The organism is Nonomuraea sp. NPDC003707, assembly GCF_053587055.1.
In genome coordinates this window covers 1-24,992 of record NZ_JBSFNK010000056.1, presented here as the reverse complement: position 1 = coordinate 24,992, position 24,992 = coordinate 1, and the positions used below count along the sequence as shown (strand labels likewise).

Below are 24,992 nucleotides of genomic sequence, written 5' to 3'. Positions count from 1 at the left end.
AGGAGCACCACCATGAGTGACGCCATCGTGGTGAAGGGGCTGGTGAAGTCGTTCGGGACGGCCAGGGCGCTGGACGGGCTCGATCTCGGTGTGCGGGCCGGTGAGGTGCACGGCTTCCTGGGGCCGAACGGCGCGGGGAAGAGCACGACGATCCGGATCCTGCTGGGCATGGTGCGGGCCGACTCGGGCACCGCCCGGCTGCTGGGCGGCGACCCGTGGTCGGAGGCGGGCGAGCTGCACCGCCGCCTGGCGTACGTGCCGGGCGACGTGACGCTGTGGCCGTACCTGTCGGGCGGCGAGGTGATCGACCTGCTGGGCCGGTTGCGCGGCGGGCTGAACGCGCGGCGCAAGGCGGATCTGCTGGAGCGGTTCGACCTGGATCCGCGCAAGAAGGCGCGGACGTACTCGAAGGGCAACCGGCAGAAGGTGGCCCTGGTCGCCGCGCTGGCCTCCGAGGGGGAGCTGCTGATCCTGGACGAGCCCACGTCCGGCCTGGACCCGCTGATGGAGGAGGTGTTCCGGGAGTGCGTCAGGGAGGAGCGGGCGCGGCGTACGGTGCTGCTGTCGAGCCACGTCCTGTCCGAGGTCGAGGCGTTGTGCGAGCGGGTGACGATCATCCGGGACGGCCGCACGGTCGAGACGGGCACGCTGGCGGAGCTGCGGCACCTGACCCGCACGTCGATCGAGGCCGAGCTGGCGGGCCCGCCAGACGGGCTGGCCGAGCTGCCCGGGGTGCACGACCTGCGGGCCGGTGACGGGCGGGTGCGGTTCAGCGTGGACGGCGTGGCGCTGGACCCGGCGCTGCGCCGGCTCGCGGAGGCGGGCGTGCGCAGCCTGGTGAGCCGGCCGCCGACGCTGGAGGAGCTGTTCCTGCGCCACTACGAGCGGCACGCGGAGAGCGTGCGCTGACCCCGGACGGGCAGGCCCGCCCGTCCGGGGCGCTTCAGCGGGCGCGCGGGCCGAGCAGGACGGGCATGCTGCGGGTGCTGTTGCCCAGCAGCGTGTCCAGCGGGGCCAGGTCCTCGGGCCGCGCGGCGGGCGCGATCTCCGGGAACGCCTCGAACAGCGCCTTCAGCGCGATCTCCGCCTCGATCCTGGCCAGCGGCGCGCCGAGGCAGAAGTGCGGCCCGTGCCCGAAGGCCAGGTGGGCGCTCGGCGGGTTGGTGATGTCGAAGCGGTCGGCGTTCTCGCCGAACTGGCCGGGGTCGCGCCCCGTGGCGGCGAAGCAGGCCAGCACGGGCTCGCCGGTCCGCAGGTGCACGCCGTCGATCTCGATGTCCTGTATGGCGTACCGCATCGGGAAGTAGGCGATCGGCGAGTCCCAGCGCAGCGTCTCCTCGACCGCCGCGCCGTAGTCGCACTGGCCGGTGCGCAGCAGTTCGAGCTGGTCAGGCCGGTTGAGCAGGGCGCCGATGGCGTTGGTGATGAGGTTGACGGTGGTCACGTGCCCGGCGATGAACAGCAGCTCGATGGTGGCGAACAGCTCGTCGGAGGACAGCCGGTCGCCGTCCTTCTCGCGCAGCCTGAACAGGTCGGTGATGAGGTCCTCGCCGGGCGTGTCCCGGCGCTCCTCGATGATCTGGTCGAGCAGTTCGTGCAGGGCCCGGCGTACGTCGGGCGAGTCGTCGAGCGTGTCGGACACCTGGGCCACGGCGTCGGAGAGCTCGTGCAGCGCGTCCTGGTGCTCGGCCGGGATGCCGATCAGCTCGGAGATGACCTCGCGCGGCAGCGGGTAGGCGAACTCCTTGCGCAGGTCCACCGGCTCGTCCGGCGGCAGCTCGGCGAGGGCGTCGACGAGCCTTTCGGTGAGCGCCTCGATCTTGGGGCGCAGCTGCCGGAGCCGGCGCGCGGTGAACGCGCCGGCCACGGGGGTGCGCAGGCGGCGGTGGTCGTCGCCTTCGGCGTTGAGCATCGAGGTGTCGGTGACGATGCGGTCGATGGCGGTGCCGGCCGGGCAGGTGTCGCGGGTGGCCCAGTGGCGGATGTCCCTGGACAGGCTCGGATGGGTCAGGACCGTCAGCAGCGTGGCGTAATGGGTGGCGGCCCAGGCCGGTACGCCCTCGGCCGTCACGGGCACGAGCGGGCCGGCCGCACGCAGCCGGTCGTTGTCGGCGTGCAGGCTCGGGGTGGCCGGGTCGAGGACGAACCGGGCATGTGGGCACCCTGGGACGGCGTCCGGGTCGTATCCGTCTGCGGCTTCTTGTTCCCGAGCGTCGAGAGTGTCCTGATCGAGGCGGCTTTCTTGGCTCATGGGTCTTCCCGTCCGTCTGTCGTTGGGTCATCCCGCGCGGCGCGGGCTCAAGGCCAGCGCGGTCACGTCGAAGCCGGGGTCCTGGTCGAGATACAGGTCGCGGACCAGCTCCCCGGCGGCGGGCGCATTGCACAGGCCGTGCCCGGAGAAGCCGGTCGCGTACAGGAAGGCCGGCGGTCCGGGGTGGTGGCCGATGAAGGCGGTCTTGTCGGGGCTGGCGTCGCGCAGGCCGGTGACGGCGGTGTGCAGCGCGAGCCCGGCCAGGCTCGGGTACGTGGCCGCGAGGCGTTCGGCGACCTGCCGCCGCCACGCCTCCCGGTCGGGCCCCGGGTAGCCCATGCCGATGAGCAGCCGGTCGCCGCGCAGCCGTACCAGCAGGCCGGTGGCGGCGTGCAGGGTGACCGGGATGTCCGGCGTGTCCGGCGGCAGCGGGTCGGTGGTGAGCAGCTCCTGCTCGATGGGCTCGGTGAGCGGCAGGTCCACGCCGGCGTCGCGGACGAGCGAGGCCGACCAGGCGCCGGCGGCGCAGATGATGGCGTCGGCGCCGACCTCGCCGGCGGCGGTCCGCACGAGCCCGGCCCGCGTGTCGATGGCGGTGACCGGGCAGCCGGTACGCAGCGTCGCGCCCGCCTGCTCGGCCGCCCGCGCGTAGGCGGTGACGATGGCCGTGGTGTCGGAGATGTAGGCCTGCGGCGAGTACGCGGCGGCCACCAGCGGGAAGTCCCCGATGAGCGGGTTGCGCTCCCTGGCCTCCTGCGCGCCGATCAGGTTCACGTCGACGCCGGCGGCGTGCTGGGCGGGCAGGTCGGCCTCGAACGCGGTCACCTGGTCGGCCTCGGTGAACAACACCAGGTAACCGACCTGCCGCAGCGGCAGGTCGATCCCCGGCCTGGTCGGGAAGGCATGGTAGGCCGCGAGGCTGCGCACGGCCAGCGCCGAGCTGACCGGGTTGCCGGCGAAGTAGGAGCGGACCACGTCGGCGGTGGCGCGCGAGGCGCCGGAGCCGAGCGTGTCCCGCTCCAGCAGCGTGGTGTCGACGCCGGCCTCGGCCAGGTGGAACGCGATCGACAGGCCGATCACGCCGCCGCCGACGACCACTACCCGCGGACCGCTCATGCGGGCGTCTCCTCGCGGCGCAGGTGCTCGCCCGCCTCCCATGGGAACAGGTGCAGGTTCCAGCCGCCGAGGCAGTTGCAGTAGAGGGCCATGTGGGCCATGACGGAGACGAAGTCCTCGTGGTCGTCGAGCCGGTCGAGCCCGTCCAGCAGACGCTGGGTGAAGCCCCACAGGGTGTCGAGGCCGCAGTAGCCGAGGAACTCGGCGGGCGTGTGCGCGAGCTGGCGGGTCATCTGGCGCAGCCACGGCATCGGCATGCCGTCGAGGGCGGCGCGGACGAGGCCGCCGTAGCAGCTGTAGCCGAGCGGCCGGGTCTCGCCGTTGACGAACAGCAGCGTGGTCAGGACCGTCTCGTAGCTGCCGGCGCCGGACGGGATGCGGCCCGCGTGCAGGTCGAGCAGTTCGCGGGGCGGGTCCAGCCAGATGCGCTCGGTCTCGGCGTGCACGTCCTTGACCAGCTCGTTGAGCTGCGGGTCGCCGATTGGCAGGCGCGGGAGCTGGTGTCCGCTGGGCTCGCCCTCGCGGCGCACTTCGGCGATGACGGGCCTCTTGGTGGTGTAGACGGAGTGCCAGACGTCGCGGCCGGCCTGGACCAGGGCGTCGAGGTCCTCCGGGACGACCTGGCCGATCGGGGTGGCGGTCATGGGCTCGGTGAGCTCGCCGTACTTGATGCCGAGATGCTGCAGCCGCGAGCAGAACAGGGTGCCGTCGGGCACGGTGCGCCGGTCAACCTTGTATTCCGCTGGTGTGTGCAGCAGCGAATGGACCGGTGCGACGTGGTAGAGGTGATATCCGGCGACCAGGGCGTGCCCCTGCAGGCTGCGGTAGGGCAGGGCGTCCCACAGGCACTGGGCCAGGGCGCGGTTGCGCTGGTCGAGTTCGGCGGCCACGGTGATGCCGAGGCTGGGCCAGGTGATTTCCACACGCTTCGATTCGTTCACAATACGTCACTCTAACGTCACGAATTGTGCTGAAAGAGGCGGGGTCGTGCTATTGACCGGTGCTTGACGTGCTCTTCTGTGGCTTGGTGCTTTCGTGCGCCGGCGCTGCTCACAGGGAGGTGCGGGTGAACTGCTGGTTCTGGCCGCCGTTGCAGGGATACTGCTTGAACTGCACGTCGTCGGCCTGCGAGGAGCTGGGCAGGTCGGCGCACTTGCCCGAGTGCCTGGCCACCAGGCGCAGGAAGCCGCCGCCCGCGTCCTGCAGCGTCCACTGCTGGTTGGCGCCGGTGCCGCACGTGTACTGCTGGAGCGCCGCCCCGTCGGCGGTGGAGGCGCCGTTGACGTCCAGGCACTTGCCGGAGTTGCGGGCCACGACCTGCACGTAGCCGCCGCTGATCGACTGGATGCGCCACTGCTGGTTCGTGCCGCCGCCGCAGGCGTACTGGATGACCGCGGCCGCGTTGGCGGTGGAGCCGCCGCGCACGTCGGCGCACTTGCCGGAGTGGCGCACCGCCAGCCGGTCGTAGCCGGTGCCCGTCGTGGCGATCGTGCCGGCGGCCGTGTCGACGGTGAGCTGGCGCGCGTAGGTCAGGCTCATGGACGTGCTGCTCGGGAACTGCACCGGCAGCCACACGTACCGGGAGTCGTTGACGGGCCCGCCCCACGCGCCGGCCCACCGGTCGCCCAGGTACAGGTACGACGTGCCGGACGTGCCCTGCACCGGCAGCACGTAGGCCGGCTGGGAGCCGAACGTGAGCGAGTCGCCGGTGTTCTGCCACGAGCTCCACGTGCCGGTGATGCTGGTGGCGGTGGCGTACTGGGCCTGGTTGGGCTGCCAGCCGGTCGCGGCCGAGGTCAGCATGAAGTACACGCCGTCGCGCTTGAACATCGCCGGCGCCTCCCGGTGGTCGCCGGCCCACATGCGCGCCAGCACGGCCACGTCGGTGTAGTCGGCGCTGAGCCGGTAGACGTGCAGGTCGTAGTTCTCGTTGGCGGCCGAGATCATGTACCCGGTGCCGTCGGTGTCGACGAACGTGGTGATGTCGCGCGACATGTGGCCGAGCGGCCGGAAGCTGCGCAGGTAGGTGTAGGCGCCGTCCACCGTGTTCGAGACGGCCACGGCGGCCCGCGCCTCGCCGTAGTCGCGGCCGTTCTCCTTGTGCATCCACATGACGAACCGGCCGGTGGCGGCGTTGTAGACGACCTTGGGCCGCTCGATGTTGGCGACCTGCAGCTCGGCGGAGCTGGACTGGGTGAGCACGTGGTTGCGGAACTCCCAGGTGCGCAGGTCGGCCGAGCGGTAGGCCGAGACGTAGCGGAAGGTGCCGTCGGCGTTGCGGTTCTCCCCGAACCAGTAGTAGTACGAGCCGACCTTGATCACTCCGCCGCCGTGGGCGTGCAGCAGGTTGCCCGAGGTGTCGGAGAACTGCGCGCCGACCGGCACGGTCACGGGCGCGGCCGTCGCCGGGGCGACGGGTGTCAGCGTGAGCGCCAGGCAGAGCCCGGCCAGCAGGGTCAGGAGACGGGACATGGCGTCAGTCGGTGCAGTTCGCGGAGACGGTGACGTCGTAGATGTACCAGACGCTGCCGGGTGCGGCCCACACGAGCGCCGACGTGGTCGTCCAGTTCACGCAGTTGACGCCGGCCGCGAGCACCGCCGCCCGGGCGGCCTGGGCGCCGTTCTGGACGGCGGCGCCGGAGGTGGCGCCGCTGCCCTGGCGGGTCTCCGAGCGCGCCACCGGGTACGACGGTCCGGGAGGCTGCGGGACGCAGGTGCCCGACGCGGTCGCGTTGAAGACGTAGGCCGAGCCGTCGGGCGCGGTGTAGACGTGGGTGGAGGCGACCGACACGCTCGGGCAGACCTCGCCCGCCTGGGCGGCCTGCCGGTTCAGCTCCGCGCGGGCGTTGGCCTCGGCGTTCGCCTGACCGGCCGACCAGCTGGGTCCCCAGCCGGACGAGCTCGCGGTGCGGAACGTGTCCGCGTGCGCCGGAGAGGAGGCCAGGGTGACCGCGGCGGCGAGCGCCAGCGCCGGGAGGAGGTGCCGAGGTGCCATCGGGGGTCCCTTTCGCGTGGGGGTCGCGCCAGGAGCGCCACTCCGGCACCCGTCGGACGGCCGGCGCCGGATAGGCACCGCCACCGTAGATCGGGCCGGACGCGGGCACCAGCCAGGCGCTCGCCCGGCGGCGTCCGCCCAGCTCAGCACGTGAAACTTTCAGCGCGTGAGAAGCCCCGGCACGGCGGCGTGCCGGGGCTCGGTCCGTTACGCCGGGAGCCAGGCCAGGGCGGCGGTGACCAGGGCCTCGACACCCGTGGGCAGCGTGGGGAGGATCTGGGGCGCGAAGAAGGGCGAGTGGTTGCTCGGAACGTCCTCGCGCAGCCGGCCCTCCCGCTCGGCGCGGGCGTACAGGCCGGGGTCGGCGCCGCCGAGGCCCCAGAAGACCGACGGCGCGCCCGCCTCGGCGCCGAACAGGCCGAAGTCCTCGCTGCCCATCAGCGGCGCCATGGCCGGCACCCGCTCGGAGCCGAACCGGCCGGCGAACGCCTCGCGCACCCGGGCCGTGGCGTCGCCGTCGTTGACGGTCAGCGGGAAGGCGTTGAGCGTGCGGATCTCCGGCGGGCGGGGCGCGCCGGAGGCGGCCGCCTCGGCGTTGACCACGCGCTCCACGGCCGCCAGCAAGGTGCGGCGCACCTCGGGGGAGAACGAGCGCAGGTTGATCGTGATGGACGCCTCGTCGGGGATGATGTTCTCCTTGTGGCCCGCGTGGATCTGGGCCACCGTCAGCACCGCCCGCTCGAACGGGGAGACCTCGCGCGAGACGACCGTCTGCAGGCGCATGACGGTCGAGGCGGCCAGGACGACCGGGTCGACGGTCCGCTCCGGCTGCGAGCCGTGCCCGCCCCGGCCGTACAGCCGGATCTCCATGCTGTCGGCGGCGGCCAGGATCTCGCCGGGGCTGATGAGCAGCGTCCCGGCCGGGTTGGGGAAGACGTGCTGGCCGAGCACGACGTCGGGCGTGCCGATCCGGTCGAACAGCCCGTCGTCCAGCATGGCCCGCGCTCCGGCCGCGATCTCCTCCGCCGGCTGGAACAGCGCCACGAGCGTGCCCCGCCACCGGTCCCGGCCGGCCGCCAGCAGCTGCGCCGCGCCGCTCAGGCACGTCACGTGCATGTCGTGGCCGCAGGCGTGCATGAGCGGCACCCCGTCGGGCGTGGTGGCGGTGCTCGCGTACGGCAGGCCCGTGGCCTCCAGCACCGGCAGCGCGTCCATGTCGGCCCGTAATGCCACCGTGGGGCCCTCGCCGTTGCGCAGCACGCCCGCCACGCCCGTGCCGCCGAGGCCCGTGACGACCTCGAACCCGGCCGCCCGCAGCCGCCCGGCGGCGATGCCCGCCGTGCGCTCCTCCTCGAACGCGGGCTCGGGGTGCCGGTGCAGGTCCTGATACAGCTCGGCGAGCTCGCCGAGCGCCGGGCCCGCGAGCCCGGCCATGATCGCGTCGATGGCGTCCTGATCGCTCATGCCGACATCCGTTCCAGTTCGGTGATCTCTTGGACGAGGGTACGGCGGGCCGCGTCGCGCTGCTCGGGGGTGGGGGCTGTCCTGGGGAAGCCGGCCGGCAGCCCGGCCAGGACCGCGGTGTAGAGGGCCGTCCTGCGCGGGGTGCGGGCCGGGCGGGGGAGCCGGAACAGGGCGGCCACCAGGCGGTCGACGGCGGCGGTGTCGAACACCGACTCCCACGCCCGCCGCTCCGCCCCGCCGTCGTGGGCGTCCCGGTCCGGGTGGTGCTCGTGGCGGGCGTCCGCCGTGGCGGGGCCGTCCACGGCCAGGCCGCCGTCCGCCTCCGCCAGCAGCACGCCGTACGCGCGCGCCGCCGCCTCCTGGGAGACCACGCCCCGCTCCACGTCCCGCAGCACCGCCTCCGGATCCCTGGTGTACGGGTCGCCGTAGCCGCCCGCGCCCGAGGTCAGCAGCGTGACGACGTCACCGGGCTCCAGCGGCAGCACGTCGATCTTGAAGTGCCTGCGCTCCCGGGCCGTGCCGGGATTGACGATCAGCTCGGTGGCCGCGCCCGGGCCGCCGCCGCGCACGCCCCACGGGCGGAAGCACATCCGCTCCAGTCCCCGGGCCAGCAGCTTCGAGCCCTCCCCGCGCACCCGGAACGTCAGCTCCAGCCCGCACCCGCCGCGCCAGCGCCCGGCGCCTCCCGAGTCGGTCCGCAGCCCGTACCTGAGGATCTCGACCCCGATCTCCGTCTCGACGGTCTCGACCGGGTTGTTGGACAGGTTGGAGATGCCGCTGTCGCGGCCGTCCACTCCGTCGGCGCCGTCGCGGGCCCCCGTACCGCCCACCATCGGCTCCAGGACCTGCACGTTCTGGCCGGCGGCGCGCTGCTCGGCGACGACCACCGGCACCACCAGCCCGCTGGAGGCGGCCGGCAGCACGTGCGGGGCCGCCAGCCCGAGCGCGCCGCCGACGGCGTCGTTGACGCGGTTGGCCGAGGCGTGCCGCACGCCCACGGCGGCCGGGTGCACGGGGTTGACCAGCGAGCCCTCGGGCGTGGTGACGGTGATCGGCGCGATGAGCCCAGCGTTGAGTGCGATGCCGGGGTCGAGGGTGCAGATGAGCGCGAGCACCCTGGTGGTGATCCAGGCGTGCGGCCGGCCCAGGGTCGCGATGTTGAACGCCGCGGCGACCTGCGGATCCGTACCGGTGAAGTCGAGGTGCAGGTCGCCCGCGCGCAGCGTCGCGGCGACCGACAGGCGGACCGGCAGGCTGGAGACGGCGTCGTCGTCGAGGTAGTCCACGAAGCGGTGGGTGCCGTCGCCGAGCGCGGCCAGGGCGGCGCGTGCCTTGCCCGCGGTGTACTCGACCAGGTCGCGCTGCGCGTCGAGCACGGTGGCCGGGCCGTGCTGGGCGACGACGCCGGCCAGCCGCTCCCGGCCGGTGCGCAGCGCCGCGCGCATGGCCCTGATGTCGCCCAGGTTCGCCTCGGGGGTGCGGCTGTTGGCCGAGATCAGCGCCTCCACGTCGCGGCTCGGCTCCCCGGCGCGCACCAGCTTGACCGGCGGGATCTGCAGGCCCTCCTGGAAGATCTCGTCGTTGACCGGCGACAGGCTGCTCGGCACCCGGCCGCCGATGTCGGAGCAGTGGATGAACGCCCAGCCGTAGCCGACCAGCTCGCCCTCGTGGAAATACGGCTCGATGAGCTGGATGTCCGTCAGGTGGGTGGCCAGGCCGCCGGAGCGGTACGGGTCGTTGGTGATGATCACATCGCCGGGCTGCAGCGGGCCGGCGGCCTCGACGGCGGTCAGCACGTTCAGGCCGACGAAGCCGGAGACGCCGATGCCGCGCGGGTAGGCGACGAAGCCGCCGTCCAGGCCCGCGAAGGCGCAGCAGAAGTCGGCGGTCTCCTTGACGTACAGGGAGCGGCTGGTGCGCTGCAGGGTGAGGCACATCTCCTCGGTCATGGCGCTGAGCCGGTTGCCGACGATCTCCATGGTGACGGGGTCGAGCCGCACGTTCAGGCCTTCCGACGGGGGTTGTGGGCGCCGTCCGTCCGGCGCAGGTGCAGGTTGCCGGCCTCGTCCACGTCCGCCGACCAGCCGGGCGGCACGACGACGGTGGTGTCGTCCTGCTCGACGATCGCCGGGCCGTCGAACGCGTCCCCCACGCCGAGGGAGTCGCGCAGGTGGACGCGGGCGTCGTGCCAGGCGCCGGCCAGCAGGACCCGCCTGCTGGCCGTGGGGCGGGGCGCGCCCGTGCCCGGGGGGACGGCGGCGGGCGGCAGCTCGGCCGCCGGACCGACCACGCCGAGCCTGGCGGTGCCGAGCTCGATGGTCGCGCTCTGGTCGCGGAAGCCGTACAGGCGCTCGTGCTCGGCGTGGAACGCCTCGGAGACCGCCTCGGCGTCCAGGCGGTCCGGGTCGAGGGCGACGCGGAGCTCGTACGCCTGGCCGGAGTAGCGCAGGTCGGCCGCGAACGACAGCCGCCCCCGCAGCCGGGCCTCGCCGTTCTGCTCGGCCAGCCACTCCCGGGCCTGGGCGGACAGCTCGGTGAGCACTTCCGCCAGGCGGATGGCGCTCGCGGCGTCCAGGGGGCGGCGCAGGCTGCGGGCGAAGTCGCGGCGCAGGTCGGCGCCCGCCGCGCCCAGCGCGCAGAACGTGGCGGCGGTCGGCGGGACCACGATGTGCGCGATCCCGACCTCCTCGGCGAGCATGGCGGCGTGCGTCGGGCCCGCGCCGCCGAACGGCACGAGCGCGAACCGCCGCGGGTCGAGCCCGCGCTGCGCCATGATCTTCTGCAGCTCGGTCGCCATCCCCGCCGTCGCCACCCGCAACGCCGACGCCGCCACCCGGTACGCGGCCAGGTCGTCAACGACGCGCTCGCCTCCGGAGGCGAGGTGGGCGGCGATGCCCGACAGGGCCTTGAGCGAGGCGCCGGCGTCGAGGGGCATCCGGCCGCCGAGGAATGTGCGCGGGTCGATCAGCCCGGTCGCCAGGTAGCAGTCCGTCACCGTCGGCCGGTCGCCGCCCCGGCCGTACGCCGCCGGTCCGGGGTCGGCGCCCGCGCTGCCCGGCCCGACCTTGAGCACGCCCGGCCCGTCCACCCAGATGACCGACCCGCCCCCGGCCCCGATCGCGTGCACGGCCACGACCGGCACGATCAGGGGCAGCCCGCCCACCGTGGTGTGGGTGGCCAGCTCGGGCGACCCGTCCACGGACACGGCGATGTCGCTGCTGGTCCCGCCCATGTCGAACGTGACGATGGCCCCCGCCCCCAGCCGGGCGGCCGCCGCCACCCCGGCGGCCGGGCCCGACAGCACGGTCTCGACGGGCCGCTCGGCGGCCGAGCGCAGGCTCATCGAGCCGCCGTTGGACGCGCTGATGAAGATCGGCGCCGACACCCCGAGCCCGCGCACCCGGCTCTCCAGGCGGGCGAAGTAGTCGCGCATGAGCGGCTGGATGTAGGCGTTCATGCAGGCCACCAGGGCACGCTCGTACTCGCGTACCTCGGGCCACACGGTCGCCGAGGCCGTCACCGGCAACGCGGGCAGCCGCTCGCGCAGGCCCGCCGCGACGCCCTCCTCGAAGTCCGGGTCGGTGTAACCGTGCAGGATCACGACCGCCGCCGCGTCGGCCCCGGTGGCCCGCAGCCGCGCGGCGACGCGGTCCAGCTCGGCGGCGTCCGGCTCGGCCACGGGTTCGCCACGCGGGCCCAGCCGGGCGGAGACCTCGACGATGAGGTTGCGGGGGACGAGGGGCTCCTCCTTGCCCGCGTACAGGTCGAAGGAGGACGGCATGCGGCTGCGGCCGATCTCCAGGATGTCGCGGTAGCCCTCGGTCACGACCAGGGCGATGCGCGCGCCGCGCCGCTGGATGACGGCGTTCAGGCCGATCGTGGTGCCGTGGACGAGGCCCGTGACCTCGTCCGGCCGCAGGTCCGCGCGGGCGAGGAGGGCCGCCAGCCCGTCCGCGACCGCCAGGGACGGGTCGGCGGGCGTGCTCGGCTCCTTGTGGTGCACCACGAGGCCGCGGTCCGGCACGGAGGCCACGAGGTCGGTGAACGTCCCCCCGACGTCGATGCCGATCCGCGCGCCGGTCGCGGTCGCCGTATCCGTGCTTGTCATAGGGCCTCCGAAATGCGAGCGAATCGGTCCGCGACCACCATCACCACCACGCTCGCCGCCATGAGCAGCGTGGACACCGCGGCCATCGACGGGTCGAGCTGGTACTGCACGGCGGAGAAGATGCGCAGCGGCACCGTCGTGGTGTTCGCGCCCGCCACCAGGGCCGTGACGGCGACCTCGCCGAGCGAGGTGACCGCGGCGAGGATCGCGCCCGCGAGGATGCCGGGCCGCAGCAGCGGCAGCGTCACGGTCAGGAACACCCGGACCCGCCCGGCGCCCAGGCTCAGGGCGGCCCGCTCCAGCGCCGGGTCGAGCTGCGCGGCGCTCACCATGACCGCCCGCACCACGAACGGCAGCGCCACCAGCGAGTGCGCCAGCCACAGCCCGGTCACCGAGTTGACGAGGCCGACGCCGTGGAAGTAGTAGAGCAGGCCGAGCGCGACGATGATCTCCGGGACCATCAGCGGCGACAGCGCGAACCCCTGCAGCAGTCTCCGGCCGGGGAACGACCCCTGCGTCAGCCCGTACGCCGCCAGCGTCCCGATGACCACGGTCGTCGGCACCACCAGGAGCACCAGCAGGCCGCTCAGGCGGAACGAGACCTGCCAGTCGGGCGAGCCGAGCACCTCGGCGTACCAGCGCAGCGACAGCCCCGACGGCGGGAACGCCATCGAGCCCGCCCGGTTGAACGAGCTCGTCACCAGCACGACCAGCGGCGCGATCAGGAACAGGAACACCAGCGCCGACAGGGCCGCGGCCACCAGCCGCACGATCCTGTCGTAGCCCCGCTCACCCATGAAGGCGCCTCTCCCAGATCCGGAACACGCCCGCCAGCAGCCCCGTGGACACGACGGTCAGCGCGAGCAGCGCGAAGCTCAGCGCCGCCGCCACCGGGTAGTCGAACACCGTCGTCACCTGGTCGTAGACCCGGATGCCGGTCAGCGGCTGGGTCACCCCGCCGACCAGCAGCGGCGTGATGTAGATGCCCATGGCCAGCGCGAAGACGATGAGGGCGCCGGTGACCGCGCCGGGCAGGCTGAGCGGGACCGTGACCCGCAGGAACGTCCTGACCGGCCCGGCTCCGAGCGTCTGCGAGGCCCGGTGCAGGTTGCGGTCCAGCCCGCCGAGCGCCGTCGTGAGCGGGATGATCGCGAACGGCAGCAGCACGTGCGTCACCGCGACCACGACGGCCGGGTAGCTGGTGAGCAGCTGGGCGGGCTGGTCACGCAGCCCGGAGGCGACGAGCGTCCGGTTGACGAGCCCGTTGCCGGACAGCAGCACGACCCATCCGTAGGTGCGTACGACCACGCTGGTCAGCAGCGGCGAGATCACGATGACGAACAGCAGGGTCCGCACGACGCCGGGCCGCCGGCGGGCCAGGAAGTACGCGGCCGGGTACGCCAGCGCCACGCACAGCACCGCCACCAGGAGCGCGGTGGCCAGGGTCCGGAGCAGGGATCCGTAGAAGTACGGCTCGGTGAACACCCGGGCGTACTGCCCGAAGGTGAATCCGGGCAGCGCCGCGTTGAAGGCGCCGACAGGGCTGAAGCTGAGCCGCAGCAGCCCCACGAGGGGGACCAGGAACAGGGCGGCCAGGAACGCCACGAGCGGCAGAACGTACGGCAGGCCCGCCCAGCGGCGTGTCATGGCGCCTCCGTTTCCAGGAGGATGACGTCGGCCGGATCCCAGTGCGCGAGCACGGACGTGCCCGCGCCGGGCGGGTCCTCGGCGCCCGCGCCGGTGTCGGCGACCTGCACGCTCAGGGTGCGCCCGTCGGCCAGCCGCACCTCCACGTGCCAGGCGTCCCCGGCGAAGGCCCGATACCCCACCGTCCCGGGCACCCCGCTGGCCCCCGGGCCCGGTGTGGCCAGGCGGATGCGTTCGGGGCGGACGGCGACGACGGCGCGCCCGCCCGGCCGCAGCGACAGGAGGCCGCACTCGACGACGATCCCGCCGGAGTCGAGCGCGCCCGAGCCGGTCACCGTGCCCTCCAGGACGTTGGCCGCGCCGATGAACTGCGCGACGAACCGGGTCGCCGGCCGCCGGTAGACCTCGTCGGGGGTGCCGAGCTGCTCGACCCGGCCGCCGTTCATGACGGCCACCCGGTCGGACAGCGCGAGCGCCTCCTCCTGGTCGTGCGTGACGAAGACCATGGTGGTGCCGATGCGCCGCTGGATGGCGCGCAGCTCCACCCGCATCTCCCTGCGCAGCTTGGCGTCCAGGTTGGACAGCGGCTCGTCCAGCAGCAGCACGGCGGGCCGGATGGCCAGGGCGCGGGCGAGGGCGACCCGCTGCTGCTGCCCGCCGGACAACTGGCGGGGCCGCCGCCCGGCGTACCCCTCCAGGCCGACCAGGCTCAGCGCCTCCCGCACCCGCTCGTCCCGCTCCCGCCGGTCGAGCCGGCGCACGCGCAGCCCGTACGCCACGTTGGCGGCCACGGTCAGGTGCGGGAAGAGCGCGTAGTTCTGGAACACCATGCCCAGACCCCGCCGGTACGGGGGCCGCCGGGTCACGTCGGAGCCGTCGATCACGATCCGCCCGGCCGTGGGCTGGACGAACCCGGCGACGCAGTTGAGCAGCGTCGTCTTGCCGCAGCCGCTGGGCCCGAGGATCGACAGGAACTCGCCCTTGCGGATCGACAGCCGGTCCAGGTCGAGCACGCGCGCGCCGTCGTACCCGGCGGCGAGCCCCTCGATCTCGACGTGCCCGCCGCCTTCTTCCGGGGTCAGCCGAAGATCTGGTTCCACCGCTGCTGCCATTCGTTCAGCTTCGGGGTGGCGACCGCGTAGTCCACCCAGATGAACTTCTTGAAGACGTCGGGACCGTGCTTCACCTTCTGCTCGAACGGCTCGCTGTAGGAGATCGAGTCGTTGCCCGCGGCGTACCAGGTGCCCTCGGCGAACGGCTTCTGGTTCTGCGCGGCCGTCAGGTGGTCGAGGAACTTGTTCGCCAGGTCGCTCTTCTGCGTCCCCGCGGCGATGAAGTACGAGGTCAGCGCGCCGACAGGGCCGGACTTGGGGTAGGTGAAGCCGATCGGGGAGCCGGCCTGGGCCATGGCGAAGGCGCGGCCGTCCCAGAAGGGCATGATCCAGGCGTCGCCGTTCTCGATGACGGTGGCGGCGTTGCCCGCGTTGGCGGGGAAGGAGGACACGCAGCCCTTCAGCGTCGCGAGCTTGTCGAACGCCTTGTCCACGGCGGCCGGGTCGGACAGCGTGCCGCCCTGGGAGGTGACCAGGGCGGAGAAGAACTCCAGGCCGGGGTTGTAGGTGAGCGGCGGGAGGGCGATGTGGCCGCAGTACTGCTTGTCGAAGATGCCCGCCCAGTCCGCGGGCGGCGTCTTGATCTTGTCGGTGCGGTAGAGGAGGCCGGTGGAGCCGGTGGTCAGCGGCACGCCGTACTGCTTGCCGTCGTACGCGGACTTGCCGGCGAGCACCGGGTCCAGCTCCTTGAAGTGCGCCAGCCCGTCGGTGGCCAGCGGCTGGAGCAGCCCGGCGGAGGCCGCGGGCAGCGACGCGTCCGGGGTGAACGCGATGACGTCGAACGGCGGGTTCTTGCCGCCGGCCGCGCGCAGCTTGGTGAGCCATTCGGCGTTCGCGCCGTAGACGAGGTTCACCTTGGCGCCGGTGTCGCGTTCGAACGGCTCCACGAACGACTTCTTGAACAGCTCTCCCCACGCGCCCGCGAACGCGGTCACCGTGAGCTCCTGCTTCGCCGCGCCGCCGGTGCCCGTGGAGCCGCCAGTGGAGCCACCCGTAGAGCCGCCCGTGTCGACGCCGCCGCAGGCCGTGACCGCCAGCGCGACCACCATGCCCAGTCCCGCGAGGCGAGTGAATCCGCCCTTCATCTTTCCCTTTCCTTTTCGAGCAGCCGGCCAAGGGCGCAGGGCAGCACGACTCGACATCCGCGCTTGCCGCCAGGAGCACCATTCGGCTCGACGACCGTGTCATCACCCGGGGCACCCCGCCGCGGTGGGAGGGTTGCCGTCCAGCAAGCCGGGGCTTCGCACTGGACTCGTGACATAAGCGACTATATCAGTAGGATTTACCTGGATATGGCACGAGGTGATGCTTAGTGGCTTTTGTCTCTTTTGTGCGAGGGTGTGCTCAGCCGTTGACCAGGGCGTCGCCGAGGGGCGTGCGCGCGTACAGGACGCCGCGGCCGACGCGGGTGCCCGCGATCAGGCCCGTCCTGCGCAGCGCCGCCAGATGGCCGCCGGTGGTGCCCAGGCTCTGCCCGAGCAGGGCCGCGAGCTGGGTGGTGGTGGCGGGCTCGGCCAGCTCGGCGAGGATGCGGGCGCGACTGCGGCCGATCAGGGCCGACAGGTCGGCGTCGGCCGCGGCGGGCACGGCCGCGGCGCCCCTCGCGGGATAGATCATCGCGTACGGCCAGGCGTCCTCCAGATAGGCGCCGACGGCGGTCGTGAACGCCGACGGCAGGAAGAGCAGCCCCTTGCCGCCGAGCCTGCGCAGCCCGTGGAGGCTGGTCAGCTCGACCTCGATCTGCCCCCGGGGCCGCCAGTGGACCTGCGGGCTGAGGTCCTCCAGCGCCGCCGCCCAGCCGTAGGCCGCCAGCCGTCCCGCCCGATGGGCGACGTCGCGCTGCAGGATCGCGCGGAAGCGCGGCCAGTCGTGGGAGACGATCTCCGTCCAGAGCGCCTCGTACGCGTCGGCGAACCGCTCCACCACCCGCGGTCCCGCCAGCAGCTCCCTGACCCCGCCCGCCGCCGGCCGCCCGGCGAGCGCCCGGGCGATCTCCGCGTGCGCCTGCTCCAGCGGCGTCCTGCGCATGGCGGCCAGCTCAGCCTCGAACGGCACGTCCACGGCCGTCGGCGGCGGGGCGATGAAGGCGACGTTCGTGCCGCGCCGGTTGCCGCTGATCGCGTCCGCGGCCCGCAGCACGGGGTGGGCACGTTCGAGCTCCCGGTACGTGCCCCGCCACCGAGCGGCCCACCGGCCGTGCACGCCCGCCTCCAGCCGGCCCGCCAGCACCCACTGCGCGTGCATGGTCTCGATCAGCGGGGAGATCGCGAACCTGGTGGCCACCAGGTCCTGCGGGGTGACCTCGATTCTTACGGGCACCTTTCGGTTATATCCGAAAGAGTCGCCAGCTCGCCGGTCCGGTCCGCACCATCGTGGACGTGAATGGGGCGACGTTCGGCGACGTGTTCGCCGTCAAGGAGTTCCGGGTCCTGTTCGGCAGCTTCGCGCTGCTGGTCGGCGGGGACTCGATCAAGATGCTGGCTTTGTCCGTGCTGGTCTATGAGCGGACCGGCTCGGCCGGCCTGTCGGCCGCCGCGTACATGGCCGGCTGGCTGCCGTTCATCGTGGGCGGGCTGTTGCTGCTCTCGCTGGCCGACCGGTTGCCGCCGCGGGCGCTGATGGTGACCGGCGAGGTGGTCAGGGCGGTGACGTGCCTGCTGCTGGCCTTCGCGGGGCTGCCGGTCTGGGCGATGCTGGCGCTGGTGCTGGTCACTGGGCTGTTCACGCCGGTCTTCTTCGCCGCGCGGGCGGCGATGCTGCCCGACGTGCTGCCCGGCGACGCGTTCGTGCTCGGGCGGTCGGTCCTGAACGTGGCCTCCGCGAGCGCGCAGATCGCGGGGCTGGCGGCCGGGGGCGCGTTCCTGGCCGTCGCCGGGCCCTCGGGGGCGCTGGCCACGACCGCGGGCCTGGCCGCGGTGGCCGCCGTGGTGCTGCGGGCCGGACTGCCGTACCGGCCCGCCCGGGGCACGGCGCGGGCGGGCGCGGTGCGCCAGACGCTGCGGGTCAACCGGCGGCTGCTGGCCGACGGGCGGGTGCGCGGGCTGCTGCTGGCGGGGTGGCTGCCGTGCGTGTTCCTGGCCGGGGCCGAGGCCATGGTCGTGCCCTATCTGGGCGGGCAGGGGCAGGCCGGGGTGGTGCTCGCGGCGGCGGCCGGCGGGATGGCGGTGGGGGAGTTCGCGGTGGGCAGGTTCGCCGCGCCGGGGCTGCGCGAGCGGCTGTCGTTTCCGCTGGCGGTGCTGCTCGGCGTGCCGTGGGTGGGGTTCGCGCTCGGGCCGGGGATGGCGTGGGCCGCCGTGCTGGCCGCGGTGGCGACCGCGGGGCTGTCGTACCAGCTGGGGTTGCAGCGGCGGTTCGTGGAGTCGGTGCCCGAGGAGGTGCGGGGGCAGGCGTTCGGGCTGCAGTCGTCCGGGCTGATGACGGGGCAGGCGGCCGGGGCGGCGCTGGTCGGGGCGCTCGGAGAGGTGATCGCCCCCGGGCCCGCGATCGCGGTGGCGGGCGGTGCCGGGGTCCTGGTCGCGCTGGCGCTGGCGGGCGTGCTGCGCCCGGGCGGTACGCGCGAAGCGGCCCCCCACCTCTGACCGGCCGTTGAGCGCGCGGCGGGCCTGGCTGCCGAGCTCGCGCAGCCCCGCCGCTGACCGGCCGCACCCTTGGCACGGGCGCGGAAAACCCCCCGCGATCGGGCGCGTCCCGGCTATATGGTGCCGTTCGTGGACACTCTGGAAAGCCTCGTCATTGCCCGGCGGCTGCGCGTGCCCATCGGCGCCGCGCCCGCCGGATCCGGGTCCGGCTGGGGGGAGACCGCGGCCCGCCAGCTCGACGCGGTGCTGCTCAGCGTCGGCTTCACGTGCTCGGCCGCGCTGCTCGAGCGGCTGTCCGGGCTGCGCGGCGAGACCGTGGTCGACCTCGGCGTCCGCATTCTGGCCGCCGTCCGCACGCTCGTGGGTGACCACGTCCGGCACAACGCGTACTTCCTCGACTTCCCCAGGAACGTGCCCGACACCCTGGAGTTCTGGGCCGGGCTGCTACGCGAGGCCCTGCTCGACCCGGTCGCCGCCGCCCGTGTCGAGACCTCGACCCTCAACCTGCTCTCCCTGCCCGGCTACGGCCGTTACCAGCACACCTACGCCGACCTGGCCGCGCACGCCGAGCTGATCCCGCTGGCCGGGGACCGGGTGACCGTGCTGGAGCTGGGCGGGAGCCTGGAGTCGGAGGCGCGGGAGCTCTACTTCTCGCTGGCGGGCTCCGAGGTGCCCCTGGCCGCCGAGGACCTGGCCGCGCTGCGCCTGCTGGCCGGGTTCTGCGCCGACGAGCCCGAGCGCATCCCCGTGCGTGAGAACCGCGCGATCGTCAACGAGGTCCGGCTGGCCGAGGGCCGGCCGCTGCTGGTCGACACCGTGACCGACGTGCTCCGGCTCGCCTGCGGCTGCTCCGGCGGCGATGTCACGCTGGCCGAGCCCACCAGGTTCCGCTCGTTCCGCCGGGCCGAGCGCCGCGCCCTGCTGGGAGCCCTGGACGCGGTCGCCTCCCCGGCCAGGCTCGGCGACGTGCCGCGCCACCGGGAGGAGTGGAAGCGGCTCGGCGAACGGCTGCACCCCCACGAGTACCCGCAGTTTCCGCGCGCCCGGGCCGTCTTCGAAACCGCCAGGGGCACGCGTCCGGCCCCGAGCCTGGACGGCCGGGTCGAGACCGCCCTGTCGGCGGGCCGCACCGCCGAGGCGGTGAAGCTGCTGGAGCAGGCCCCCGGCGTGCTGCTGCGCCGCCTCGACCACCTGCTGCGGACCGGCCTGTCCACGTCGGCCGTGCTGGACGCCGCGGAAGGGGCTGCCTCGGGCGCCTCCGGCCGCGTCCTGCTGTCGCTGCGGGAGCATCTGCAGAACCGGCTCGCCCCCGTCGCGGGCCGCGTCTTCGTCAACCGGCAGGGCAGGGCGTGGGCGGCCCCCGACTCCCGCTCGCCGCTGGAGGAGGAGGCCCTGGCGCGGGCGCTGGCCATCCTGGACGAGGAGATCGCCCGCCGCCTCCCCGACCCCGGCGAGCTGATCGTCGATCCCGACGTGCTCGACGTCGCCCTGCCGCTGTCCGGCAAGGCCGTCGTGCCCGGGCTCGGCATGCTGCCCCGGGGCTCGGTGTCGGCGGTGGACGGCGAACTGCTCAGGTTCTTCGTCCACTGGCGCGAGGCCCGGCAGCGCACCGACTACGACCTGTCCGCGCTCATGCTCGACGCCTCCTACGACGACCCGACGCACATTTCCTGGACGAACTACACCAACGACTTCGCCCGGTACTCCGGCGACCTCACCGAGGCGCCCGAAGGCGCGTCCGAGTTCATCGACATCCGGCTCGCCGCCGCGACCCAGCCGATCATCATCCCGCAGGTGAACATCTACGACGGGGAAGCGTTCGACGAGGCCGCCGAGGCGTTCTTCGGCTACATGACCAGGGACGCCGCGCAGGAAGGCAGGCCGTTCGAGCCGCGTACCGTGCGCATGAAGTCGGACCTGCGCGGCTCCGGCCGGATCGCCCTGCCGCTCGTGTTCCTGCGCGGCGCCGACGGCGGCTGGCTGGTGAAGTGGCTGCACCTCTACCTGAAGGGCCACCCCGGCTTCAACCAGGTGGAGGGCAACCGCGTCAGCGCCTCCCTGCTGGTGCGCTCCATCGTCGAACGCGACTTCCTGCGCGTCCGCTACCTGGCCGACCTGCTGCGCGCGAAGAGCACGCCGGCCGGGCCCACCACCTACATCGGGCTGGAGGCGCCGGCCGGCTTCCCGGAGGGTGCGCGGGTCTACACCCCGGGCACGCTGCACGAGCTGATCCCCGCCTGACACGACCGGGCCGGAGCTTCTCTGCTAGCGTTGGCCGTGACGCGGGGTGCCCGGGCTGCCGGGCTGAGATCACACCCGTCGAACCTGATCTAGTTCGCACTAGCGAAGGGACGTCATCGGTGACCTTCTGTGAGAAGATCTGGGCGCGCACGGCCACGCTGCTCGAGGCGATCCACGACCACCCGTTCAACGCCGCGCTCGGCGACGGCACCCTCGACCGGGAGCGATTCGCGTTCTACCTGGTCCAGGACGGGCGCTATCTGGTGGCCTACGCCAAGGTCCTCGCGACCGCCTCGGCCCGCGCCGGCTCCCCGGCCGACGCCGCGTTCTTCGCGCAGAGCGCGCACACGGCGCTGGTCGTCGAGCGGGCCCTGCACACCGGCTACCTGGAGGAGTTCGGGCTGACGGCCGGTGAGACGGCGGCCGTCGCCACCTCGCCGACCTGCCTGGCCTACTCCTCCTACCTCCAGGCCACGGCCCTGGCCGCCCCGTTGCCCGTGCTCGCCGCCGCCGTGCTGCCGTGCTTCTGGGTCTACCAGGACGTCGGCGCGGCACTGCTCGAACGTACGGCGGGCGCGGCCGACCACCCGTACCGGACCTGGATCGGCACCTACTCCGACCCCGCCTTCGCCGCCTCGGTGGAGCAGGCCAAGGCCATCACCGACCGGCTGGCCGAGAGCGCCGACCCCGAGACGCGCCGGGCGATGGACGAGGCGTTCTGCCGGGCCACCGAGTACGAGTGGATGTTCTGGGACAGCGCCTGGCGCCTGGAGACCTGGCCCACGGGACAATGGCTCCGGCCGCAGCTCACGCGAACGACTCGCTGAGCTCCCTGCGCAGCTCACGGGCCTGATGGAGGTAATGGGTGGCCAGCGCGGTGCGGCCGGACGAACGGTACAGCTCGCCGAGCGTCTGGTACGTGTCCGCCTCCCCGCTGCGATCCCCCAGTTGCTGGAAGATCACCAGGGAGCGCTCCAACTGGTCGGAGCCGTCCGAACGGTCGCCCCTGGCCACCTGGAGCCCACCCAGGTTCCGCATCGCGTACGCGCCGCAGTGGCGGTCGCCGAGCGCCTCGAAGATGCCCAGCGCGTGCCCCTGGTAGCGCATGGCCCGGTCCGACTGGGCGAACAGGTCGTACATGCGGCCGAGCTGCATCGACACGCAGCCCTCGCGGTGGGCGTCGCCGAGCTCCTCGGCCAGCCGCAGCGCGTCCCCCAGCCACCGGGACGCCTGCTGCAGGTCCCGCAGCGACAGGTAGACGCGCCCGATCGCCTGCCGCGCGTACGCCTCGCCGCTGCGGTCGCCGATGGCCAGGAACATGGCCAGCGCCTGCCGAAAGGACGCGAGCGCCTTGAGATGCCGGTTGGAGAACTGGCTGACCGCCGCCAGCCCGCAGATCGAGATGGCCTCGCTCCGCGTGTCGCCCAGCTCGTGGAAGATGGCGCGGGCCCGCTTGAACATGTCCTCGGCCTCGGCGTACCGGTCCTGGTAGAGGCAGACCTGGGCCAGGCCGCGCAGCATCGCGGCCTCCCCGAGGCGGTCGCCGGCCGCGCGGGCGCTGTCGAGGGCGAGGCGGTGCGTCAGCTGCCACTCGTCCAGGAGGCAGTGCAGGTCGAAGTACGGGACCAGGGTGGCGGCCAGTCCCCACGCGGACTGGGCCAGGCCCGCGCCGGCGGCCAGCTGTACGGCCTCGACCAGGGACTCCCGCTCGGCGTCGAACCACGACAGCGGCTGGGCGGTCAGGCGGCCGAGGGTCTCCCGCTCCAGGCTCCAGCGGGGCGCGAGGTCGGACGTCAGCCCGAAGAGAGTGGTGGGCAGCCGCAGGGAGGCGTGCTCGGCGGCGGTCAGCCAGCCGCCGAGCACCCGGGCCAGCGCGTGCCGCTCGGTGTCGCCGCCCGCCTTCTCCTTGGCGGCGCAGCGGATCAGGTCGTGGAGCCGGTAGCGGGGCTGGCCGACGTGGTCGGTGCCGGCCAGCCGCAGGAGGTTCGCGTCCACCAGGGTGTCCACGACGGCGTCGGCCCGGGGCCGGTCGAGCACGGCGTCGGCCACCCAGCCGGGTACGGACTGCTCGCCGAGCAGGCCGATCGCGCGGAAGGCCAGGGCGGCGTCGTCGGACAGCCGCCGGTAGCTGAGCTCGAACGAGCCGCGTACCTCCAGGTCGCCGGCGCGTAACTCGTCGAGGCGGCCGGCCTCGTCCTCCAGCCGCTGCCGCAGCACGCCCAGCGACCAGCCGGGCCGTCCGGACAGCCGGGCCCCGGCCACGCGGACGGCCAGCGGTAAGTGGCCGCAGGAGCGCACGATCGCCCGGGCGGCCTCGCGCTCCTCGGCCACCCGTTCGGGGCCGACGATCCGGCCCAGGAGCTGCTCGGCCTCCGCGGGCGGCAGCACGTCGAGTTCGAGCTGGAGCGCGCCGGGCAGCTCGGCGATCCGCCGGCGGCTCGTGACGAGCACCGCGCTGCCGCTGCCGGGGAGCAGGGCGCGTACCTGGGCGGTGTCGGCGGCGTCGTCGAGGAGGACCAGCATCGGGCGCTCGGACAGCAGGGAGCGGTAGAGCGAGGCCCGCTCGCGCACGGTCGGCGGCAGGGCCGGCTCCGCGACGCCCAGCGCGCGCAGCGCCTCGGCCAGGAGGGCGAGCGGGTCGGCGGGTTCGGCGTCGGTGCCGCCCAGGCACAGGTAGAGCTGGCCGGCGGGGTAGCCCGCCCGTAACGCGTGGGCGCAGTGCACGGCCAGCGCGGACTTGCCCACCCCCGGCGGTCCGGTCACCACGGCGATCGCGGGCGGTCCGTCCGGCCGGTGGGCCTCGGGGGACAGGGCACGCGTCACGGCCGCGACGTCCTGCGCCCTGCCGGTGAAGTCCGGCACGTCCGCGGGGAGCTGGTGGGGCGCCGCCGCGACGGGCGCGGGCGGGGTGTCGCCCGCCAGCACGGACGCGTGCACGTCGCGTAATTCCTGCCCCGGCTCGATGCCCAGCTCGTCCACGAGCTGCCGCCTGATCGTGGCGTAGGCGTTCAGGGCCTCGGCCCGCCGGCCGCTGTGGTGCAGGGCGAGGATCAGCTGCTGCCACAGGTCCTCGCGGTAGGGGTGCTCGCCGATCAGGTCGCGCAGGTCGTCGATCGCGGCGGCGTGCTCGCCGCGGGCCAGCTTCAGCGCCACCAGCTCCTCGACCGCGGCCAGCCGGGCCTGGGTGAGCGCGCGCAGCCGCCCGTCCCACAGCGCGCTGGCGGGCAGGTCGCCGAGCGGGGTGCCGCGCCACAACGCCAGCGCCCGGCGTAAGTGCTCCGCCGCCTCCTCGGTACGCCCCGCCGCCCGCGCTCTGGCCACCAGGTCCTCGAACTCCAGGGCGTCCAGCCGCCCCGTGTCGAGCTGCATCACGTAACCGGAGGGCCGGGCCTCGATCTGGACGCCGGCCGAGCGCAGCGTGCTCACGTACGTGCGCAGGTTGGCCACGGCCGACGACGGCTGCGTCCGGGGCCACAGCACCTCGACGAGCGCCTCCGAGCTGACCACCTCGTTGGCCTCCAGCAACAGCGAGGCGAGCAGGAGCCTGGGCTTCCTGCCCGCGATGCGTAGGGGCCCTTCCGGGACCCGGGCCTGCAACGGCCCAAGAACACTGAATACGGGCTGTTCAACCACCATGACCGCGCGTTCTCCTGAGCTGGGCGCCGTGCGAGGGCGTCCGTTGGTGAAGCGTTCAAGCTGGAAGGGCCTTTATACCGATTTTGGATGTTCTTTGTATGCCGGACTCGCAATCTTGATCCCCAGCAAGAGCGCTTCGGAAGATCTAACGGACAAGATTCGCGGCTCCGGCGGGCATCGCCCCTCGCTGCGCGCAGAAAGGTATCCGCATGAGAACCAGAGGGGTGCTTACGGCCGGGCTCGCCCTGCTCTTCAGCCTCACGACGGGCCCGATCGCGACGGCCTGGGCCGCTCCGACGCCGACCCCGACGCCGACGTCCTCGTCGAAGGAGGACGAGGGGGAGATGGGCAACCCGGACAACCAGGTGGACGTCCCGCCGGTGTCCACGCTGGCGGCGCCGGCCATGCAGCTGCCGTTCCCCTGTGGTCAGACGTGGACGGGTAACTCCAGCGGGAGCAGTGCGCACAAGTCGTACGAGATCGACTTCAACCGGGGCAGCACCGCCGACGCCGACCGTGGTGACACGGTGGTCGCCGCCGCGGCCGGCACCGTGGTCATCTCGGCTCACCAGGGTTCCACCAACGGTTACGGCAACCTGGTCAAGATCGACCACGGTGGCGGCTGGACGACGTACTACGCGCACCTGACCGTGCGTTCGGTCTCCGCCGGCGCCCAGGTCACCCAGGGCCAGAAGATCGGCACGGTCGGCAACACCAGCAAGCCCGGCAACAACATCAGCCCGCACCTGCACTTCGAGGTCCGCCAGGGCACCAGCTACCCGAGCAACATCCGCAAGGCCGTCTTCAACGGCGCCACCTTCGGCTACCCGAACGCCAGCGTGAC

19 protein-coding genes and 2 riboswitches are annotated in these 24,992 nt (G+C 73.4%); of the genes, 5 read left to right on the top strand and 14 right to left on the bottom strand.

From position 1 onward, the window contains the following. The first annotated feature begins 12 nt into the window (after nucleotides 1–12). Nucleotides 13–909, top strand: a complete 897-nt coding sequence (locus ACWDRB_RS61650; RefSeq protein ID WP_449911132.1) for an ABC transporter ATP-binding protein — start codon at nucleotides 13–15, stop codon at nucleotides 907–909. A gap of 34 nt (nucleotides 910–943) precedes the next feature. On the opposite strand, the gene ACWDRB_RS61645 is transcribed toward ACWDRB_RS61650, so the two are convergent. From ACWDRB_RS61645 to ACWDRB_RS61585, 13 genes are all read right to left on the bottom strand, one after another. Further along, nucleotides 944–2,251, bottom strand: coding sequence for a cytochrome P450 family protein (locus tag ACWDRB_RS61645; RefSeq protein WP_449911130.1), 1,308 nt, complete (start codon nucleotides 2,249–2,251; stop codon nucleotides 944–946). 27 nt (nucleotides 2,252–2,278) lie between these two features. After that, a complete protein-coding gene (locus ACWDRB_RS61640; RefSeq protein WP_449911129.1) occupies nucleotides 2,279–3,367 on the bottom strand; it encodes an NAD(P)/FAD-dependent oxidoreductase in 1,089 nt (362 codons plus the stop codon). Beyond that, nucleotides 3,364–4,308, bottom strand: coding sequence for a cucumopine synthase-related protein (locus tag ACWDRB_RS61635; RefSeq protein ID WP_350742956.1), 945 nt, complete (start codon nucleotides 4,306–4,308; stop codon nucleotides 3,364–3,366). The genes ACWDRB_RS61640 and ACWDRB_RS61635 overlap by 4 nt, the downstream gene beginning before the upstream one ends. A 109-nt stretch (nucleotides 4,309–4,417) precedes the next feature. After that, complete coding sequence (locus tag ACWDRB_RS61630; protein WP_449911127.1) at nucleotides 4,418–5,839, bottom strand: RICIN domain-containing protein; 1,422 nt, start codon at nucleotides 5,837–5,839, stop codon at nucleotides 4,418–4,420. A 4-nt stretch (nucleotides 5,840–5,843) separates the two neighbouring features. After that, nucleotides 5,844–6,362: a hypothetical protein gene (locus ACWDRB_RS61625; RefSeq protein WP_449911125.1), complete on the bottom strand. Its 519-nt coding sequence runs from the start codon at nucleotides 6,360–6,362 to the stop codon at nucleotides 5,844–5,846. Between the two features lie 207 nt (nucleotides 6,363–6,569). Beyond that, nucleotides 6,570–7,826, bottom strand: coding sequence for an amidohydrolase (locus ACWDRB_RS61620; protein ID WP_350742953.1), 1,257 nt, complete (start codon nucleotides 7,824–7,826; stop codon nucleotides 6,570–6,572). Next, entirely contained in the window at nucleotides 7,823–9,826 is a 2,004-nt protein-coding gene (locus tag ACWDRB_RS61615) for a hydantoinase B/oxoprolinase family protein (protein WP_449911123.1), read from the bottom strand. Before ACWDRB_RS61615 ends, ACWDRB_RS61620 begins: the two co-directional genes overlap by 4 nt. A gap of 2 nt (nucleotides 9,827–9,828) precedes the next feature. Further along, nucleotides 9,829–11,934 carry a hydantoinase/oxoprolinase family protein gene (locus ACWDRB_RS61610; protein ID WP_449911121.1) on the bottom strand — a complete coding sequence of 702 codons (2,106 nt, stop codon included), beginning with the start codon at nucleotides 11,932–11,934 and terminating at the stop codon, nucleotides 9,829–9,831. Beyond that, the gene (locus tag ACWDRB_RS61605) at nucleotides 11,931–12,731 is read right to left on the bottom strand and encodes an ABC transporter permease (protein ID WP_449911119.1); all 801 of its coding nucleotides are present in this window, start codon (nucleotides 12,729–12,731) and stop codon (nucleotides 11,931–11,933) included. The genes ACWDRB_RS61610 and ACWDRB_RS61605 overlap by 4 nt, the downstream gene beginning before the upstream one ends. Continuing rightward, the gene (locus tag ACWDRB_RS61600) at nucleotides 12,724–13,581 is read right to left on the bottom strand and encodes an ABC transporter permease (RefSeq protein ID WP_449911117.1); all 858 of its coding nucleotides are present in this window, start codon (nucleotides 13,579–13,581) and stop codon (nucleotides 12,724–12,726) included. Before ACWDRB_RS61600 ends, ACWDRB_RS61605 begins: the two co-directional genes overlap by 8 nt. After that, nucleotides 13,578–14,681: an ABC transporter ATP-binding protein gene (locus ACWDRB_RS61595; protein ID WP_449911115.1), complete on the bottom strand. Its 1,104-nt coding sequence runs from the start codon at nucleotides 14,679–14,681 to the stop codon at nucleotides 13,578–13,580. Before ACWDRB_RS61595 ends, ACWDRB_RS61600 begins: the two co-directional genes overlap by 4 nt. Further along, complete coding sequence (locus tag ACWDRB_RS61590) at nucleotides 14,660–15,778, bottom strand: ABC transporter substrate-binding protein (protein WP_449911113.1); 1,119 nt, start codon at nucleotides 15,776–15,778, stop codon at nucleotides 14,660–14,662. The genes ACWDRB_RS61595 and ACWDRB_RS61590 overlap by 22 nt, the downstream gene beginning before the upstream one ends. Nucleotides 15,779–15,832: 54 nt before the next feature. Further along, a riboswitch (SAM riboswitch) is annotated at nucleotides 15,833–15,953 on the bottom strand. Between the two features lie 84 nt (nucleotides 15,954–16,037). Beyond that, nucleotides 16,038–17,012, bottom strand: coding sequence for a helix-turn-helix domain-containing protein (locus ACWDRB_RS61585; protein ID WP_449911111.1), 975 nt, complete (start codon nucleotides 17,010–17,012; stop codon nucleotides 16,038–16,040). 59 nt (nucleotides 17,013–17,071) lie between these two features. On the opposite strand from ACWDRB_RS61585, the gene ACWDRB_RS61580 reads away from it, so the two are divergent. The 3 genes from ACWDRB_RS61580 (at nucleotide 17,072) to tenA (ending at nucleotide 21,339) form a co-directional block, all read left to right on the top strand. Next, on the top strand, nucleotides 17,072–18,271 hold the full coding sequence (locus ACWDRB_RS61580) for an MFS transporter (protein WP_449911109.1): 1,200 nt from the start codon (nucleotides 17,072–17,074) through the stop codon (nucleotides 18,269–18,271). Between the two features lie 129 nt (nucleotides 18,272–18,400). Beyond that, nucleotides 18,401–20,512: a hypothetical protein gene (locus ACWDRB_RS61575; protein ID WP_449911108.1), complete on the top strand. Its 2,112-nt coding sequence runs from the start codon at nucleotides 18,401–18,403 to the stop codon at nucleotides 20,510–20,512. A 32-nt stretch (nucleotides 20,513–20,544) separates the two neighbouring features. Next, nucleotides 20,545–20,640, top strand: a riboswitch (TPP riboswitch). After that, complete coding sequence (tenA, locus tag ACWDRB_RS61570; RefSeq protein ID WP_350742943.1) at nucleotides 20,632–21,339, top strand: thiaminase II; 708 nt, start codon at nucleotides 20,632–20,634, stop codon at nucleotides 21,337–21,339. Its footprint overlaps the riboswitch before it by 9 nt. Here tenA and ACWDRB_RS61565 read toward each other — a convergent pair. Further along, on the bottom strand, nucleotides 21,320–24,148 hold the full coding sequence (locus ACWDRB_RS61565) for a BTAD domain-containing putative transcriptional regulator (protein WP_449911106.1): 2,829 nt from the start codon (nucleotides 24,146–24,148) through the stop codon (nucleotides 21,320–21,322). The two genes, tenA and ACWDRB_RS61565, sit on opposite strands and share 20 nt — an antisense overlap. Before the next feature lie 209 nt (nucleotides 24,149–24,357). Here ACWDRB_RS61565 and ACWDRB_RS61560 point away from each other — a divergent pair. Further along, the coding region (locus ACWDRB_RS61560; protein ID WP_449911104.1) for a M23 family metallopeptidase at nucleotides 24,358–24,992 on the top strand (635 nt) is incomplete at its 3' end.